Here is a 15,834-nt window from a genome sequence, read left to right as displayed (position 1 = left end):
AAGCCCTCCTTGAGATGAGATTTCCCTTTGCCTTTGAGCAAATAAGATCCCTCAGAGACGATGAGGTTGATAGGTCCGAGGTGGAAGCGTGGTGACACGTGGAGCTGACGGATACTAATTGATCGACGACTTATCTATCTGATTTAATCATTCGTGAAAAGCGTAGTTGGTTCAATCGTTGAAATGTTTTCCTTATCCAGTTTTGAGGGTTTACCTCAGAATCAAATACGATGTGGTGGTGAAGGCGAAGAGGTCACACCTGTTCCCATGCCGAACACAGCAGTTAAGCTCTTCAGCGCCGATGGTAGTCGGGTCGATCCCCGTGAGAGTAGGACGCTGCCACATTGTATACCATTTTCATATGGTGGGTTTTTCCCACATTATCGCGGGGTAGAGCAGTCTGGTAGCTCGTCGGGCTCATAACCCGGAGGTCGCAGGTTCAAATCCTGCCCCCGCAACCAAATTATTTTTCTCTTACTTCTTGATTGAAGTAAAGTTTTTTTATTTGGTCCGGTAGTTCAGTTGGTTAGAATGCCTGCCTGTCACGCAGGAGGTCGCGGGTTCGAGTCCCGTCCGGACCGCCACTATTACTTAATTGAAATCATATTCCCAGCCTTAGGAGAGTTTCCTAAGGCTTTTATTATGTTCTTTTTTATTTCAAAGCTCGGATTGGTATAATAGTAATACTAGATGAGTTCAAAGGGGAGACCCGTTTGTGGATGAATTTTCTTTTATTGATTCTATTCGACCGTCCTATTATAAACAGCCTTCTTTAGTGAAAGGAATCGGAGATGATGCCGCAGTCTTCCGCCCGAGCGGTCAGGATGTCGTCACTGCTGTCGACACGATGGTAGAGGGTGTTCATTTTTCCAGGAAGACGATGAGCCCTTTTTATATGGGTTATCGGGCGCTGGCAGCGAACTTGAGTGATTTGAGTGCCATGGGCAGTACGCCTGCTTTTTACCTCGTATCGATAGTAGTCCCGGATGAGTGGGAACAGGAAGAGTTGAATGAACTCTATGCTGGTATGAAATCTTTGGCAGATGAATACAGCGTGGATCTGATTGGTGGTGACACTGTTTCAGGGGATCAGCTGAGTATTTCTGTCACTGTATTCGGCTATGTGGATAGAGGAAAGTCCCGTTATCGATCATCTGCCAAACCGGACGATATCGTTTTTGTTACGGGAACGCTTGGCGATTCAAGGGCAGGGCTGGAAATCTTGTTGAACGATCTGTCTATTGATTCCAAGGAGGCTGCATTCTTCATTGAACGTCACAGACGGCCGGTGCCAAGGGTGGATTTTGCCCAGTCGCTTCTGCCAATCGAACGGTTAGCATTGAATGATGTAAGTGATGGGATTGCGAGTGAAGCTCATGAAATAGCAGAAGCTTCCCAGGTCGATCTGCATCTTAAAATGGAAGACATCCCATTTACGGATTCCATCAAAAAGTGGTTCAATAAGAATTATAAAGAATGGATCCTTTCCGGTGGCGAGGATTTCGAACTGATCGGCACAGTCGCGGATGAGGATTGGAACGTTGTGGAAGAAGCTGCGAAAGACTGCGGGATCTCTATTACGAAGATCGGTACTGTTAAAGAGATGGCTCATGAGCAGCCTGAAGTATATATATATGAGAACAATGAAAAGAAAAAATTAATGAAATCAGGATATACGCATTTGAAAAGGGGTGAGTGAATGAAACGATATGAATGGATCAGTTCATCCCCTGAGGAAACGAAGGATTTTGCTGAAAAGCTCGGTCAACGACTCGAAGCAGGAGATGTTTTGACCCTGGAAGGCGACCTCGGGGCCGGTAAAACGACTTTTACTAAAGGGTTGGGTCTTGGCTTGGGCGTGAAGCGTACCATCAATAGTCCGACTTTCACCATTATTAAAGAATATATGGGACGGGTCCCTTTTTATCATATGGATGTGTACCGTTTGGAAGATAGCGAGGAAGATCTAGGTTTTGATGAGTATTTCGAGGGAGAGGGAGTCACCGTCGTTGAATGGGCTCACTTCATTGAGAATTATCTGCCGGAAGAGCGACTGGACCTCTCCATCCATTACTTAGATGAAACACGCCGGAAAATTACTCTCGATGCACAATCGAGCCATTTTGAAGAGATATGTGAGGCGATAATGAAATGAATATATTAGCGATCGATACGTCGAACTATGTTATGGGAGTTGCCGTCGTCAAAAACGGTGTCGTAGCTGGTGAATATATCACCAATATCAAAAAAAATCATTCGATTCGTTTGATGCCTGCGATCGATCAAGTTATGAAAGAGACGGGTACGGTACCTGAAGACTTGGACCGGATCGCTGTTGCTCATGGTCCCGGGTCCTACACAGGGGTCCGGATCGGGATGACTACGGCTAAAACGATGGCCTGGACGCTGGGGATCCCTGTTGTCGGGGTATCAAGTCTTGAGGCTGTTGCCAGGCAGGGAGTATTTTTCAATGGATATGTCTGTCCATTTTTCGATGCGCGTCGTGGACTTGTTTACACAGGGTTATACGACTCTCAGATGGAACTGGTGAAAGAGGAGACCAATGTCTTGATGGAAGAGTGGCTGCATCAATTGAAAGCTTTGAGAAAGCCGGTCTTGTTCTTGAGTCAGGATATGCACGTCCACGAGTCGATGATCCGGGATATTCTTGGGGATAAAGCATGGATTCCTGATGGCCCCTACCAATATGCGAGACCATCTATCATCGCTCAAGTTGGTGAAACGATGAATCCGGATCCACTTCATGAATTGGTGCCAAACTACTTGAGAATACCAGAAGCTGAGGCTAAATGGCTGGAGCAGCAGGGGAAGAAGTAAATGCCACACGTACGTAAAATGGTCCGGGATGATATTGAAGACGTGATGTGGGTGGAGCGTGCTTCATTTGCCGTCCCCTGGACCGAAAAGACATTCATCAATGAAATTGAAGAAAATCCTTATGGGAATTATTATGTGATTGAAGTCGAAGGACAAGTGGTCGGTTACTGTGGATTATGGTTGATCATAGATGAAGCGCATGTCACAAACATCGCCATACATCCAGAGTATCGAGGAAACCAATACGGCGCAGAACTTTTCCGCTATGCCTGTAATCAAGCCATCGAGAATGGTGCAATCCAGTTGTCCTTGGAAGTCAGAGTATCGAATACGGCAGCGCAGCATTTATATCGGAAATTCGGACTGGTACCTGGTGGTGTCCGTAAAAGGTACTATTCCGATAATGGAGAAGATGCGTTAGTCATGTGGGTGGGTTTAAAAGATGAGTAATGATCAATATATTTTAGCGATAGAAACGAGCTGTGACGAAACAGCAGTAGCCATAGTGAAAAATGAACGTGAGTTGATTGCCAATGTGGTAGCTTCTCAAATCGAGAGCCATAAACGATTCGGTGGAGTCGTCCCGGAAATCGCATCCAGGCACCATATCGAGCAGATTACGATCACGCTGGAGGAAGCTTTGCAGCAATCCGGACTTACCATGGATGATATGGATGCCATTGCTGTAACCGAAGGGCCCGGCCTTGTAGGTGCGCTTTTAGTCGGAGTGAATGCAGCTAAGTCGATTGCCTTCGCAAATCAAAAGCCTTTGGTGGGCGTCCATCACATTGCAGGACATATTTACGCCAATCGTTTGGAAAAGGAATTTGAATTTCCTCTTCTTTCCTTGGTGGTCTCTGGAGGCCATACGGAGCTGATTCTGATGAAAGAACACGGTTCCTTTGAAGTGATTGGAGAGACGCGGGACGATGCAGCAGGAGAAGCTTATGATAAAGTCGCTCGGACTTTGAAGCTGCCTTATCCCGGTGGTCCACAAATCGACCGTTTGGCAGCGGAAGGTGAAGTGACGATCGACTTTCCTCGAGCATGGCTTGAAAACGGATCCTATGACTTCAGTTTCAGCGGATTGAAGTCCGCAGTTATCAACAGGCTCCATAATGCAAAGCAAAAAGGGGAAGTTTTACGCAATGAAGATGTAGCTGCAAGCTTTCAGGAGAGTGTCGTTGATGTGTTATCCACAAAAGCTTATCAAGCAGCGAAAGAATACGGCGTCAAACAGATGATTGTTGCTGGAGGGGTAGCTGCGAACAAAGGGCTTCGCGCTGCGCTTCAAGAGAAGTTTGAAGATTTAGATACAGAACTGCTTATCCCTCCGCTTCATTTGTGTACAGACAATGCCGCGATGATCGCAGCTGCAGGGGCTGTCGCTTACAATCAAGGGCACCGTGCAGGCTGGGATTTGAATGCAAACCCGGGGCTTGATCTTGAGATGTACGGAGCAAGAAAAAGGCCAGAGTGATTCAATAACCTTCTACCACTAACAGGTAGGAGGTGTTTTTTTGTCCAAAACTTATTCACAGATGTATAAACATACAGTGGATAAATTATAAACCTACCGTAAAAAAGGTAAAGAAATCGTTAACAAAAATGTGGATAAGTCTGTGGTCAAATGTGGATAATGTGAATAAACCTGTTAAGAACTGAAATAACGGTGCACAGGTTTTGGATAACGTGTGGATAGTGAATAGTCATATATACACCTATATGCAAGGATGATAAAGGAAAAATAGCACCTCAAGTTTTCCAGTATGTGGATAACTTGAGGTGCTATTAGATTCATTCATTTACTCATGCAGGGATTCCCATTCTTCCATGAGGGCTTCAATGCGTCGCTGGTTCTTTTCATTCGATTCTGTGAGTTCCAATGACTTTTCATGGTCCTGATAAATCTCAGGGTCACAAAGCAATTCATCGTTCTCTTCTAATTGAGCTTCAAGCTCCTCGATCTCAGCTTCGATTTCCGCAATTCGGCGGTTCTTCTTACGTTCTTCACGCTTGGCCTCTTTATCCTGTTGGAAACTATTTTTAGCTTGTGGTTCTTTATCCACAGACTGTTCTGCCTGTCTCTCCGCTTCTTCAATTTGCTGCAGTTCGTATTCCTCTTGTTTCTTTTGTGCGTAGTAGTCATAGTCTCCGAGGAACATGCGTGTCTCCTCAGGAAGCATTTCCACGACCTGTGTTGCAATTTTGTTGATAAAGTATCTGTCGTGGGAAACGAAAAGCAGGGTCCCCGGATAATCCACAAGGGCTGCTTCGAGCACTTCTTTACTATCGAGATCCAAGTGGTTGGTCGGTTCGTCCAAAATCAGGAAGTTCGCTTCCTGCATCATGAGTTTGGCAAGGGAGAGTCGAGCTTTTTCCCCACCACTGAGGGCAGATACCGGCTTCAACACATCTTCACCAGAAAATAAGAAATTCCCTAGCACGGTGCGGATATCTTTTTCGTTTTTCATCGGGTAGTCGTCCCAAAGTTCGTTGAGCACTGTTTTCTTGGAGTTGAGTTTCGTTTGTTCCTGATCGTAATATCCGATTTGGACGTTCGTACCGATCATCTTCGTCCCTTTGGATTCCTGTAATTCCCCGACGAGTGTCTTGAGAAGTGTCGTTTTTCCGACACCGTTCGGACCGACGAGAGCGACGGAATCGCCACGGCTCAAGTCGAGGTTCAAACCGTCGAACAGATATGGAGAACCGTCGGAGTACTGGAATGCAAAATCGCGGAGCTTCAACACATCGTTTCCGCTTTTCTTTGCCGTTTGGAAACTGAACTTCGCCGATTTGTTATCATCTTTCGGCTTATCGAGCTTTTCCATCTTCTCCAATTGTTTACGACGGCTTTGTGCCCGTTTACTAGTGGTCGCACGGACGATGTTTTTTTGGATGAAATCTTCCATCCGTTTGATTTCCTGCTGCTGCTTTTCAAACTGCTTCATTTCCTGTTCGAAGTCTTCTTCTTTCTTTTTCAAATAGTCACTGTAATTGCCGTGATATTTTTTCGACTGTTGAAAAGCGACTTCATAGACCGTGTTGACGATCTTATCCAGGAAGTAGCGGTCGTGGGAGACGATGACGACGGCACCCTGGTACCCTTGCAGATATCCTTCCAGCCAGGCGAGCGTGTCGATGTCCAAATGGTTGGTCGGCTCGTCCAAAATAAGGACGTCCGGTTTGGTCAACAACAACTTACCCAGAGCGAGACGGGTTTTCTGACCGCCGCTTAGAGATGTGATCGGGGTGTTCCAATCGAAGTTTTTGAAATTCAAACCGTTCAGGACCGACTTGATATCTGCTTCATACTGATATCCCCCAGCCGTCTTGAAGTATTCCTGTTTGCGGTCATATTCAGAAAGAAGCTGCTGGTACTTTTCAGGATCTTCCATCAACGCAGGATCGGCCATGTCTGTTTCCATGGAACGGAGTTCTTTTTCCAATCCTTTCAGATGAGAGAAAACCTGCTCCATTTCATTCCAGATCGTTTCGTCCGATTTCAACCCTGTATTTTGAGCGAGATAGCCGACGGTCGTTTCCTTCGGCTTGAAAATCTCCCCGGAGTCATAACTCATTTCACCGGCCATCATTTTCAGCAAGGTCGATTTGCCGGCACCGTTACGTCCGACGATGGCGATCCGGTCATTCATTTGTACTTCCAATTTGATATTCGATAAAATCAATTCCGCGCCGAAGCGCTTGGTCAATTGATTCAATTGCATGAGAATCATGTCGTTTCACCTCGATGAGATAAGTGTATCTTATAAAGGATTCCTCTAGCAAGACAGGCCTGTTCCTATGTGAAGGATTTAACGACTTCCATTTGATTTTCTGATAGAATAAGAGTAGTGTTTCAATCAGAAAGTTAGTGAATTTCCTTCCAAGAGGAGAGGAATCGATGGCAGAGTTTACACATTTCAATGAGCAGGGCCGGGCACGGATGGTCGACATCTCTGAAAAAGGGGAGACCGTCCGGACAGCGATCGCCCGGACTAGTGTCGAAGTCAATGAAGAAATTTACAATAAAGTAACCCATCAACAGATGGATAAAGGCGACGTATTGGGGGTCGCCCAGGTCGCTGGGATCATGGCGGCCAAAAATACGTCTGATTGGATTCCGATGTGCCACCCATTGTCCCTGAAGGGGATCGATGTTTCCTTTGAATGGAAGAGGGAAGAGGACACGTACCGATTGATCATCCATGCTTCTGTAAAAACGAAAGGGAGTACAGGCGTGGAAATGGAAGCGCTCACGGCCGCATCGGCGACAGCGCTCACCGTTTACGATATGTGCAAGGCGATCGATAAGGGCATCGTCATCGGTCCGACCTATCTGGTAGAAAAAACAGGTGGAAAAAACGGGGATTATCAACGGAGAAGTGAGTAAAGGAGGAAAGTCCCATGGATTTGGAACCAACGAAAATTCCACAAGCGACAGCGAAGCGTCTACCGCTGTATTACCGCTTTTTGAATAACTTACATAGCCAGGGAAAAATGCGTGTATCCTCCAAGGAATTGAGTGACGCGGTCAAAGTCGATTCCGCAACGATCCGCAGAGATTTTTCCTACTTCGGTGCCCTTGGAAAAAAAGGGTACGGCTACAATGTCGAGTATTTGTTGTCTTTCTTCAGAAAAACGCTCGATCAGGACGAAACGACGGATGTCGCCCTGATCGGCGTCGGAAATCTGGGGACGGCATTTTTGAATTACAACTTCACAAAAAATAATAATACGAAAATCAAAATCGCTTTTGATGCCAGCGAAGAACGGGTCGGCACAGAAGTCGGCGGGGTGAAAGTCGAGCATATCGATGATTTGGAAGAAAAGATGGGCGATCTAACTGTCGCCATTTTGACCGTACCGGCCAACGCTGCGCAGGGCATCGCTGATCGTCTCGTGAAAGCGGGGGTATCCGGGATATTGAATTTCACTCCTGCCCGTATTTCCGTGCCGCATCACGTACGTGTGCACCATATCGATTTGGCGATCGAGCTTCAAGCGCTCGTGTACTTCTTGAAGCATTACCCGTTGGAAGACGAAGAGTTTTAAAAGAGTGTCTGTAGAGGCACTCTTTTTGTTTTGAAAAAAGTTTGAGCTCATGGAATAGTGGGGAGCGGGCGGAGGAAATGGTCCGCTTTCCGCGGGCGGCGCTGAGCCTCCTCGTTTCACTGCGGGGTCTCACCTGGACCGCTATTCCCGCAGGAGTCTTCCCATTTCCTCCGCCCACTCTTCAAGAATGGGATGAACAAACTTTACCCTCTATCGAATTTAAAGGAGGAATTATGAATAAAAAAGAATTGATGACCATATTGTTCATCGTCGTAGGATTCATTGGGTTCTTTGTTTGGTACGCGGATGGGGAGTATACATATCGTGGTCAATCTTCTCATTGGCAAGGGGCGTATATGGCTTCAGAAGAACATGGAGTGAAGACTCAACAGATCACTCTTACTTATGAGGGAGAAAAAGGTGTGGAGGATATGCCTGTTTCTTATGAGGTTTCTGCGAAGGGTTTGGGTTTCAACAGAACAAGGCGTCTTCAAAATCATAAAATCCTGTTCGAATTCGAATGTTCACATTGTCGTGTTGCCCTGAAAGCGAAAGAGATCGTGATTGATTTGGAATGGGACAATAAAAAGGAAACGTTGGTATTAGAACCTTAGAAAATCGTTATGCTAAAGAGTAGAGAAGGGTTTCCTTGAAAAAGGAAGCTCTTATTTATTTGTGCGTTTTACGGACTATGCATCTGGCATACTTGTACAAGCAGTTCCGTGGTTAATCGTCTGTTCAGGTGGTATAGTGGTTAATAGTTCGAGTGTCGAAATAAAGGAGGGAAGTGGATGAGTAAATTACCGAATAAATGGCTCGTCGTCGTATCGGTGTTGTTCGGTACGTTCACGGTCATTTTAAATAACAGCATGCTGAACCCGATCCTTCCTCGATTCATTGAAATCTTCGATTCCAATGCCGTTGCGGTCGGGTGGATCCTTACCATCTTTATGGTCTCCATGGGAATGACGATGCCTTTGACCGGCTATTTCGGAGATCGTTTCGGTAAGAAGAAAGTTTACTTAGCAGGACTGAGTGTCTTCATTCTCGGATCTCTCTCCGGGTTCTTTTCACAAAAGCTTGCGATGCTCATCATCTCCCGTGCCATACAGGGGATGGCCGGCGGTCTGATGCTGCCGATTGCCATGGCTCTCATATTCAATTCGTTCCCCCGTCATGAAAGGGGACTTGCCGTCGGTGTTTATGGGGTAGCAGCAATGGTCGCACCTGCAATTGGTCCGACGGTCGGGGGCTTCCTCATTCAATACGTGGAATGGAACTGGTTGTTCGCCTTCAACATTCCATTCGGAGTGACCGGTTTAATTTTGTCTTCACGTTTCCTGGAGCGGACAGAAACCAATCCGGAGAAAAAATTCGATTTGATCGGTTTTATCATCGTCACATCTGGAATCGGTGCCATCCTGTTTGCGCTTGGCAGGGGAAGGACGCTGGATACGTTATTTGATCCATTGAACCTCTCGCTGATTATCGGTGGATTGATCGCCGTCATTCTATTTGTGAAGTTTGAAAATAAACAGTCCGATCCGCTGTTGAATTTGTCGGTGTTCAAAGTGCCGACGTATTCCGTTTCGATCCTCGTTACATCGGCGGCTTCGATCGGTTTGTTCTCAGGGATATTCCTGCTTCCATTATTGATTCAGAAAGTGTACGGACTCAATGAAGTGATGACAGGACTGCTGTTTTTACCGGCAGCGGCTGCAAGCGGAATCTTCATGTCCATCGGTGGACGGATTCTAGATAAAAAAGGACCGAAATACGTCGTGCCGCCGGGACTTGCCATCATGGGTGGTGCTACCCTCGGTCTCAGCTTTCTTCAGCTGTCCACCCCGTACTGGCTGATCTTGTTGTTGAACACCGTCCGTGGCTTGGGAATGGGACTTGGCAATATTCCGGCGACGACTTCAGGCATGAATGCCATTCCTGAACATCTCGTCGCGCAAGGGTCTGCGATGAACAATATCATCAGGCAGATATCATCTTCACTAGGAATCGTCTTTTTCTCGATTTATTATGAAGTGAGACGGGCGCAAGTAGCGGCTGCACCGGGGATCGATATGCAGTCGGCCACGCTTCAGACGCTGAACGAAGCGTTCCTCGTATCCGCCATCGTCATATTCATCGCGCTGCCTTTCTCTTTCATATTGAAAGGCGTCCAGGACGATAAAGAATAAAGCATAAAAAGAACGCAGGAGGTTTGATTTCAAATCCTCCTGCGTTTTTTATGCTCATTTCTTTTTTGAATTTTTGATACGGACGTGCAAATTGAATAAGCGAATCGATACGGCGATATTGAATGTCGCGACAACCGCCAAGATGATCGTCGTAGCATTCCAAACGGTCTCCTCTACGGCCTGGGTGGCGATGAACGTGAATGCCACACCCATGCCGAAATAAAGGACGGCCATGAAAAGTGGTGATGTTCTCATATTAAAAAATGCCTCCAATAAAAATGGTCTCGAATTGTTCCTGCATACGACGGATGTCCTCTTCATCAACGAAATACTGCGTCACTACGACGAAAGAGTTCATCGCCATATGGGCAATGATCGGTGTGATAATTCTCTTAGTTTTTACATATAGGAAGGCGAAGACGACTCCCATGGAGAAGTAAACTAACATGTGCTTAAAATCAAAGTGGAAGGCACCGAACACGAGTGCGGAAACGAGCACGGCAACCCAGAAGTTGGTTCGCTCATAGATTGAACCGAAAATCACTTTTCTGAAGATGATTTCTTCTGTAATCGGTGCAAAAACGACCGGCAGTAAAATGAACAATGGAGATTCACGCGCAATTTCCATCAAGTTCATCGTATTTTCAGAGCCGGGTGGAATTCCCAGCAGCTTGGATTCGATGGTGGCCGCAATTCCCTGAGCGAATAAGGCGAGAAACACGCCGATAATCGACCAGACGACTACGCCTCCGGCACTTGACCGGTCATTTCTTGTTGAAGCGGATTTCATTTCCGGTTTCAGCAGCCGCAGGATGATCAACGTCGCTACCGTAAAGCTTGCGACCGACCAGATGGCGATCGCGTCTGAATTGCTGAGTCCAGTCAGCTTCATAAGCGGTACACCGATGATTGCTGAAAGCTGAGCGGCGATGTACGCCGTTATGATATACCAATAGCGCTTAGGCATAATTTCATTGCTCCTTTTTATCTTTGTAACCAGAAAGACGGGTTCGGGAAACCCGCCTGTTTTCATGTTCATATCACATACTTTATGTATTTTATCATAGTTTCAAAACCACAAGTAAGGAAGACGGGCTGAGCGCCTTTTTTGTCGAAAAATAATGTAAAAAAATTCTTAGTTTTTCTCTTGAAAAATAGAAGTGAATTGATTATTATAAGAATTGTGTTAGCACTCATCATCAACGAGTGCTAATAAACGACAAAAAATTGGAAATGACCATATCAAGGAGGGTGTCCTAATTGTTAAAACCACTTGGTGATCGTATTGTAATTGAACTAATCGAAGAAGAGCAGACTACTGCGAGCGGTATCGTGCTTCCGGATTCTGCGAAAGAGAAGCCTCAGGAAGGTAAAGTCGTTGCTGTAGGTCCTGGCCGCGTAACGGATAACGGTGAAAAAGTTGCTTTGGAAGTTTCTGAAGGCGACCGCGTCATCTACTCCAAATTCGCAGGTACAGAAGTGAAGTATGAAGGAAACGAATACTTGATTCTTCGTGAATCCGACGTACTAGCTGTCATTCAGTAATCTGTTTGGTAAATACTTAGAATCGATACGATTTAATGAGGAGGGCATTTTTAAATGGCTAAAGAAATCAAATTTAGTGAAGACGCACGTCGCGCGATGCTTCGTGGTGTCGATACATTAGCAGATGCAGTAAAAGTAACACTTGGACCAAAAGGACGTAACGTCGTTCTAGATAAAAAATTCGGTTCTCCGTTGATCACAAACGACGGTGTAACGATCGCAAAAGAAATCGAGCTTGAAGATCACTTTGAAAACATGGGTGCTCAGCTTGTTTCTGAAGTAGCTTCTAAAACAAACGATGTTGCCGGTGACGGTACAACGACTGCAACGGTTCTTGCACAAGCAATGATTCGTGAAGGTCTTAAAAACGTAACTTCCGGTGCAAACCCGGTAGGTATCCGTCGCGGTATTGAAAAGGCGACTGCCGTAGCGACTGAAGAACTACGTAAAATCTCTAAGCCGATCGAAGGCAAAGAGTCCATCGCACAAGTTGCTTCCATCTCTGCAGCTGACGATGAAGTCGGTCAATTGATTGCAGAAGCGATGGAGCGTGTAGGTAACGACGGTGTTATCACAATCGAAGAATCCAAAGGTTTCAACACAGAACTAGAAGTGGTTGAAGGTATGCAGTTCGACCGCGGATATGCTTCTCCTTATATGGTTACTGACCAGGATAAGATGGAAGCGGTTCTTGAAGATCCTTACATCTTGATTACAGATAAGAAGATCAACAACATCCAGGAAGTTCTTCCTGTACTTGAGCAAGTGGTACAACAGTCCAAGCCTCTATTGATCATCTCTGAAGATGTTGAAGGCGAAGCGCTTGCGACACTTGTTGTGAACAAACTACGCGGTACTTTCAATGCTGTAGCTGTCAAAGCTCCAGGGTTCGGTGACCGTCGTAAAGCGATGCTTGAAGACATTGCTACAATCACTGGTGGTCAAGTCATTACAGAAGACCTTGGTCTTGAGCTTAAGAATACTACAATCGACCAACTTGGACGTGCGTCTAAAGCGGTTATTACGAAAGAAAATACGACAATCGTCGAAGGTAACGGAGATTCTGAGCAAATTGGATCCCGCGTTGCTCAAATCCGTGCCCAAGCAGAAGAATCCACTTCTGAATTCGATAAAGAAAAACTACAAGAGCGCCTTGCTAAACTTGCTGGCGGTGTAGCAGTCATCAAAGTCGGTGCAGCTACAGAAACAGAATTGAAAGAGCGTAAGCTGCGTATCGAAGACGCCTTGAACTCTACTCGAGCAGCGGTAGAAGAAGGTATCGTAGCTGGTGGTGGTACAGCACTGGTCAACATCATCAACTCTGTTCAATCTCTTGAACTATCAGACGACGAAGCGACAGGTGCTTCCATCGTTCTTCGTGCTCTTGAAGAGCCGGTACGTCAAATCGTACACAACGCAGGACTTGAAGGATCCATCATCGTTGAGCGCTTGAAAGGCGAAAAAGTCGGCGTCGGCTTCAACGCAGCGACTGGCGAGTGGGTCAACATGGTTGAACAAGGTATCGTAGACCCTACGAAAGTAACTCGTTCAGCTCTACAAAACGCAGCATCCGTAGCAGCTATGTTCCTAACAACTGAAGCTGTAGTCGCTGATCTTCCAGAAGAAGACAATGGCGGCGGCATGCCAGACATGGGTGGCATGGGCGGAATGGGCGGCATGATGTAATTCATCTGCCCCCAATATTAAAAGGTGGCGAGCATTATGCTCGTCACCTTTTTTAATTTGCCCCTAAAAAGATCTACACTTACTACGCTTCAGCTGAGCAGCGGTCAACCACTCCCTTTTTACTCAATGGCGGATTTCATATCTTATATTGCTGAAGAGAACGAGACGAAAGACTGTTTTCCTAACAGTGAAAGTTTATAATAAAAGAAACTGATGGAGGAGGTGGAATATGACTGACTTAACCAACCAAGTTATATTGATAACAGGAGCAAATCGTGGACAGGGAAAAGCGATGGCCGAACACCTTGCCTCACTCGGAGCGAAGGTTGTGGTAGGTGCCCGGAATGTTGAAAATGCTAAAGAACTAGCTGCAGCGATAGGGGAAGACCATGCCTACCCAGTTCAGCTGGACGTTACGAAACAATCTGATTGGGACGAAGCTGTTACCGAAGTCATTGAAAAGTTCGGAGCGATCGACGTACTTATAAACAATGCCGGAATCCTCATACGTAAACCATTTAATGAAATTTCTATTGATGAATATCAACAGATGATTGATGTGAACCAGCTTGGTGTCTTCCGGGGGATGAAGGCCGTAACACCACAAATGGAAAAGCAGGGGAGAGGTTCAATCATCAACAATCTATCTGTTTCATCGTTTGCTCCTATTGCCAATTCATCGGCTTATGCTGCGACGAAAGCATCTGTTGTTGCGATGTCCAAAGCGGCAGCGATTGAGTTAGGGAAAAAGGGGATACGTGTAAATATGATCCACCCAGGTGGAGTGGAAACAGAAATGGCTACGCAGGGCCAAGGGGTTCCATCGTATTACGATTCGATTCCTCTTGGACGTATTGGACAGCCGATTGAAATTGCTAGAGTAGCAGCATTTCTAGCATCTGATGAAAGTTCTTATTGTACCGGCACAGAAATTGTTGTGGACGGGGGCATGACATTAGGAGTTAAGGAAGGAGAATAGTCCTCAACATAAAAAGATGACGAGAGATTTGCTCGTCATCTTTTTTAATACAAGTATAGTCTCAAAAACTATGCCTTATCTTGAACTCACTTTTCTAGTTGGAATATCTCTCTCTTCATGACTTACTCTATTTTTATCCGAAGTCATGAAACTAACAACAACAAGCGCAACTACCGATAAAACAAGCCCGAAAATCACATAAGGAATTGTAGTGTTCATAGCATGAGCAACCCCCGTACCCAGGAGGCCGAAGATCATGCTGGCGACACCGCCCTGCATAGTAAGGAAGGATTTGTTCCTTAAAGCATAACCGACAAAGATGGGTGCTAACAAAGCTCCTGCTGAGTAGGCGTAGGTGGCGACGAGCCAGTTAAGAGCTCCTGAGAATTGCGTAGCCATTAGATAGGCAACACCGATGACAACTACCGAAAGCACCCTTGATAGATTAAGAAGCTTCTTTTCATTAACAGACGGATTAATGTAATTCTGATAAATGTCACGTGTAAGGTTGACGACAACGGATTGGACACCGCTGTTAACAGTAGACATGATGGTCGCGATAATGAAACTTGCATAGAGAGCAAGGAACCAGGTCGGGACTTGTGTCAAAAACCATCCGGCTGCTTGTTCTGGATTGCTTAAGCCTGGATTGATCGAACGGATGGACATTCCCATGATGGCTGCCCACACTTCAACGAGCAAAATAACAACGGCTGTGGAAATCAAGGATATCTTCACGTTTTTCGTGTTTTTGGAAGCGTAAATCCGTTGGTAATACATTTGGTTCGTCAATGTTCCCGGCAGGATGGACAGGGACCATAAGATAATGGTGACACCTCCGACTGCCCCCAGGCCATCAGGGAAGGACCATGAAGAACTTGGAACCTGGGTGGATACGGCGTTCATTCCACCTGCGATATCCAGCACCATGAAAATGGAAACAATGGACATGATGAGCATCCCTACGCCAAAAACGAAGTCTGTCCAGGCGATGGAGGTCAACCCGGCTGGAAGAATATAAACTAAACTTACCAACGCCAAGAAGAACATCAGTACACTGGAGTTGAGACCTGTTATTTCTTCCAGTAATGTACCGAAGGCCACGAGCTGTGTAGCGACCCACCCGAATGGGACAATGATGGTCATAAACGCTGTGATCGAAGTGAGGACAGGGTGTTCACCATATATTTTTCTGATTACATCAGGTAATGTAGTGAATCCTTGCTCTCTCAACCAGCGGGATATGAAGACAAGGACCAAGAGTCCTGCACCAATGATCAGGCCGTAGGTCAATGTGGACCAACCAGAAGAGTATCCAATTCCCACATGGGCTACCAACATGCCGCCACCCATAGCTGTAGCGAACTGTGTTCCTACAACTACATAGACAGGTAAAGATCTTCCTCCCACGGCCCATTGTTCATTCCCTTTCTTTTTCATTCCAATAAATAGTGAAAAAGCAGCTGACAAACCTACAACGACGATACTGCTAATCAAGATCGGTAAAAGGTTTCCCATGATCATTCTCCTTTTTAA

The 15,834-nt window shown here is 45.9% G+C and carries 16 protein-coding genes, 2 tRNA genes and 2 rRNA genes; 16 read left to right on the top strand and 4 right to left on the bottom strand.

Annotation, left to right across the window (positions count from 1 at the left end; genetic code table 11):
* From LCL89_RS10445 to tsaD, 9 genes are all read left to right on the top strand, one after another.
* Positions 1-138 (top strand): 23S ribosomal RNA (locus LCL89_RS10445); the annotation flags it as partial.
* A 93-nt stretch (positions 139-231) separates the two neighbouring features.
* Positions 232-345, top strand: a 5S ribosomal RNA gene (gene rrf, locus LCL89_RS10440).
* A 39-nt stretch (positions 346-384) separates the two neighbouring features.
* Positions 385-461: transfer RNA gene (locus tag LCL89_RS10435), tRNA-Met, on the top strand.
* 46 nt (positions 462-507) lie between these two features.
* A tRNA-Asp gene (locus tag LCL89_RS10430) sits at positions 508-584 on the top strand.
* Positions 585-715: 131 nt separating this feature from the next.
* Positions 716-1,699, top strand: a complete 984-nt coding sequence (gene thiL, locus LCL89_RS10425; protein ID WP_224810048.1) for a thiamine-phosphate kinase — start codon at positions 716-718, stop codon at positions 1,697-1,699.
* Positions 1,700-2,155: a tRNA (adenosine(37)-N6)-threonylcarbamoyltransferase complex ATPase subunit type 1 TsaE gene (tsaE, locus tag LCL89_RS10420; RefSeq protein ID WP_224810047.1), complete on the top strand. Its 456-nt coding sequence runs from the start codon at positions 1,700-1,702 to the stop codon at positions 2,153-2,155. It abuts the gene before it with no gap.
* Positions 2,152-2,838, top strand: coding sequence for a tRNA (adenosine(37)-N6)-threonylcarbamoyltransferase complex dimerization subunit type 1 TsaB (gene tsaB / locus LCL89_RS10415; RefSeq protein ID WP_224810046.1), 687 nt, complete (start codon positions 2,152-2,154; stop codon positions 2,836-2,838). The genes tsaE and tsaB overlap by 4 nt, the downstream gene beginning before the upstream one ends.
* A complete protein-coding gene (gene rimI / locus LCL89_RS10410) occupies positions 2,839-3,288 on the top strand; it encodes a ribosomal protein S18-alanine N-acetyltransferase (RefSeq protein ID WP_224810045.1) in 450 nt (149 codons plus the stop codon). It abuts the gene before it with no gap.
* Complete coding sequence (gene tsaD, locus LCL89_RS10405; protein ID WP_224810044.1) at positions 3,281-4,318, top strand: tRNA (adenosine(37)-N6)-threonylcarbamoyltransferase complex transferase subunit TsaD; 1,038 nt, start codon at positions 3,281-3,283, stop codon at positions 4,316-4,318. The genes rimI and tsaD overlap by 8 nt, the downstream gene beginning before the upstream one ends.
* A gap of 325 nt (positions 4,319-4,643) precedes the next feature.
* On the opposite strand, the gene LCL89_RS10400 is transcribed toward tsaD, so the two are convergent.
* Positions 4,644-6,578, bottom strand: coding sequence for an ABC-F family ATP-binding cassette domain-containing protein (locus LCL89_RS10400; RefSeq protein WP_263620690.1), 1,935 nt, complete (start codon positions 6,576-6,578; stop codon positions 4,644-4,646).
* A 167-nt stretch (positions 6,579-6,745) separates the two neighbouring features.
* Between LCL89_RS10400 and moaC the strand changes: the two genes are divergently transcribed.
* From moaC to LCL89_RS10380, 4 genes are all read left to right on the top strand, one after another.
* Positions 6,746-7,234, top strand: a complete 489-nt coding sequence (moaC, locus tag LCL89_RS10395; protein ID WP_224810043.1) for a cyclic pyranopterin monophosphate synthase MoaC — start codon at positions 6,746-6,748, stop codon at positions 7,232-7,234.
* A gap of 14 nt (positions 7,235-7,248) precedes the next feature.
* The gene (locus tag LCL89_RS10390; protein WP_197318160.1) at positions 7,249-7,896 is read left to right on the top strand and encodes a redox-sensing transcriptional repressor Rex; all 648 of its coding nucleotides are present in this window, start codon (positions 7,249-7,251) and stop codon (positions 7,894-7,896) included.
* Between the two features lie 233 nt (positions 7,897-8,129).
* Positions 8,130-8,510, top strand: a complete 381-nt coding sequence (locus LCL89_RS10385; RefSeq protein ID WP_224810042.1) for a hypothetical protein — start codon at positions 8,130-8,132, stop codon at positions 8,508-8,510.
* 177 nt (positions 8,511-8,687) lie between these two features.
* Positions 8,688-10,088, top strand: a complete 1,401-nt coding sequence (locus LCL89_RS10380; RefSeq protein WP_224810041.1) for an MDR family MFS transporter — start codon at positions 8,688-8,690, stop codon at positions 10,086-10,088.
* A 54-nt stretch (positions 10,089-10,142) separates the two neighbouring features.
* Here the strand turns inward: LCL89_RS10380 and LCL89_RS10375 are convergent, their stop codons facing one another.
* A complete protein-coding gene (locus LCL89_RS10375; RefSeq protein ID WP_197318157.1) occupies positions 10,143-10,343 on the bottom strand; it encodes a YdiK family protein in 201 nt (66 codons plus the stop codon).
* 1 nt (position 10,344) lies between these two features.
* Entirely contained in the window at positions 10,345-11,055 is a 711-nt protein-coding gene (locus LCL89_RS10370) for a CPBP family intramembrane glutamic endopeptidase (RefSeq protein ID WP_197318156.1), read from the bottom strand.
* A gap of 293 nt (positions 11,056-11,348) precedes the next feature.
* Here LCL89_RS10370 and groES point away from each other — a divergent pair, with 293 nt between their 5' ends.
* The 3 genes from groES (at position 11,349) to LCL89_RS10355 (ending at position 14,298) form a co-directional block, all read left to right on the top strand.
* Positions 11,349-11,633 (top strand): co-chaperone GroES, encoded by a 285-nt coding sequence (gene groES, locus LCL89_RS10365; protein WP_197318155.1) that lies wholly within the window; start codon positions 11,349-11,351, stop codon positions 11,631-11,633.
* A 54-nt stretch (positions 11,634-11,687) separates the two neighbouring features.
* Positions 11,688-13,319 carry a chaperonin GroEL gene (groL, locus tag LCL89_RS10360; RefSeq protein ID WP_197318154.1) on the top strand — a complete coding sequence of 544 codons (1,632 nt, stop codon included), beginning with the start codon at positions 11,688-11,690 and terminating at the stop codon, positions 13,317-13,319.
* A 229-nt stretch (positions 13,320-13,548) separates the two neighbouring features.
* On the top strand, positions 13,549-14,298 hold the full coding sequence (locus LCL89_RS10355) for an SDR family NAD(P)-dependent oxidoreductase (protein WP_224810040.1): 750 nt from the start codon (positions 13,549-13,551) through the stop codon (positions 14,296-14,298).
* 75 nt (positions 14,299-14,373) lie between these two features.
* Here the strand turns inward: LCL89_RS10355 and LCL89_RS10350 are convergent, their stop codons facing one another.
* Positions 14,374-15,816 (bottom strand): sodium:solute symporter family protein, encoded by a 1,443-nt coding sequence (locus LCL89_RS10350; protein ID WP_224810039.1) that lies wholly within the window; start codon positions 15,814-15,816, stop codon positions 14,374-14,376.
* Positions 15,817-15,834 lie beyond the last annotated feature (18 nt).

It is taken from the genome of Halobacillus yeomjeoni (genome assembly GCF_020171525.1).
Classification (GTDB): Bacteria; Bacillota; Bacilli; order Bacillales; family Halobacillaceae; genus Halobacillus; species Halobacillus yeomjeoni.
This window is presented reverse-complemented; position numbering and strand designations above follow the sequence as displayed.

Coding starts and splice junctions, on each gene's coding strand:
- tsaE (WP_224810047.1), top strand. CDS start 1,700: ATGAAACGATATGAATGGATCAGTTCATCCCCTGAGGAAACGAAGGAT.
- tsaB (WP_224810046.1), top strand. CDS start 2,152: ATGAATATATTAGCGATCGATACGTCGAACTATGTTATGGGAGTTGCC.
- rimI (WP_224810045.1), top strand. CDS start 2,839: ATGCCACACGTACGTAAAATGGTCCGGGATGATATTGAAGACGTGATG.
- tsaD (WP_224810044.1), top strand. CDS start 3,281: ATGAGTAATGATCAATATATTTTAGCGATAGAAACGAGCTGTGACGAA.
- LCL89_RS10400 (WP_263620690.1), bottom strand. CDS start 6,578: ATGATTCTCATGCAATTGAATCAATTGACCAAGCGCTTCGGCGCGGAA.
- moaC (WP_224810043.1), top strand. CDS start 6,746: ATGGCAGAGTTTACACATTTCAATGAGCAGGGCCGGGCACGGATGGTC.
- LCL89_RS10390 (WP_197318160.1), top strand. CDS start 7,249: ATGGATTTGGAACCAACGAAAATTCCACAAGCGACAGCGAAGCGTCTA.
- LCL89_RS10385 (WP_224810042.1), top strand. CDS start 8,130: ATGAATAAAAAAGAATTGATGACCATATTGTTCATCGTCGTAGGATTC.
- LCL89_RS10380 (WP_224810041.1), top strand. CDS start 8,688: ATGAGTAAATTACCGAATAAATGGCTCGTCGTCGTATCGGTGTTGTTC.
- LCL89_RS10375 (WP_197318157.1), bottom strand. CDS start 10,343: ATGAGAACATCACCACTTTTCATGGCCGTCCTTTATTTCGGCATGGGT.
- LCL89_RS10370 (WP_197318156.1), bottom strand. CDS start 11,055: ATGCCTAAGCGCTATTGGTATATCATAACGGCGTACATCGCCGCTCAG.
- groL (WP_197318154.1), top strand. CDS start 11,688: ATGGCTAAAGAAATCAAATTTAGTGAAGACGCACGTCGCGCGATGCTT.
- LCL89_RS10355 (WP_224810040.1), top strand. CDS start 13,549: ATGACTGACTTAACCAACCAAGTTATATTGATAACAGGAGCAAATCGT.
- LCL89_RS10350 (WP_224810039.1), bottom strand. CDS start 15,816: ATGGGAAACCTTTTACCGATCTTGATTAGCAGTATCGTCGTTGTAGGT.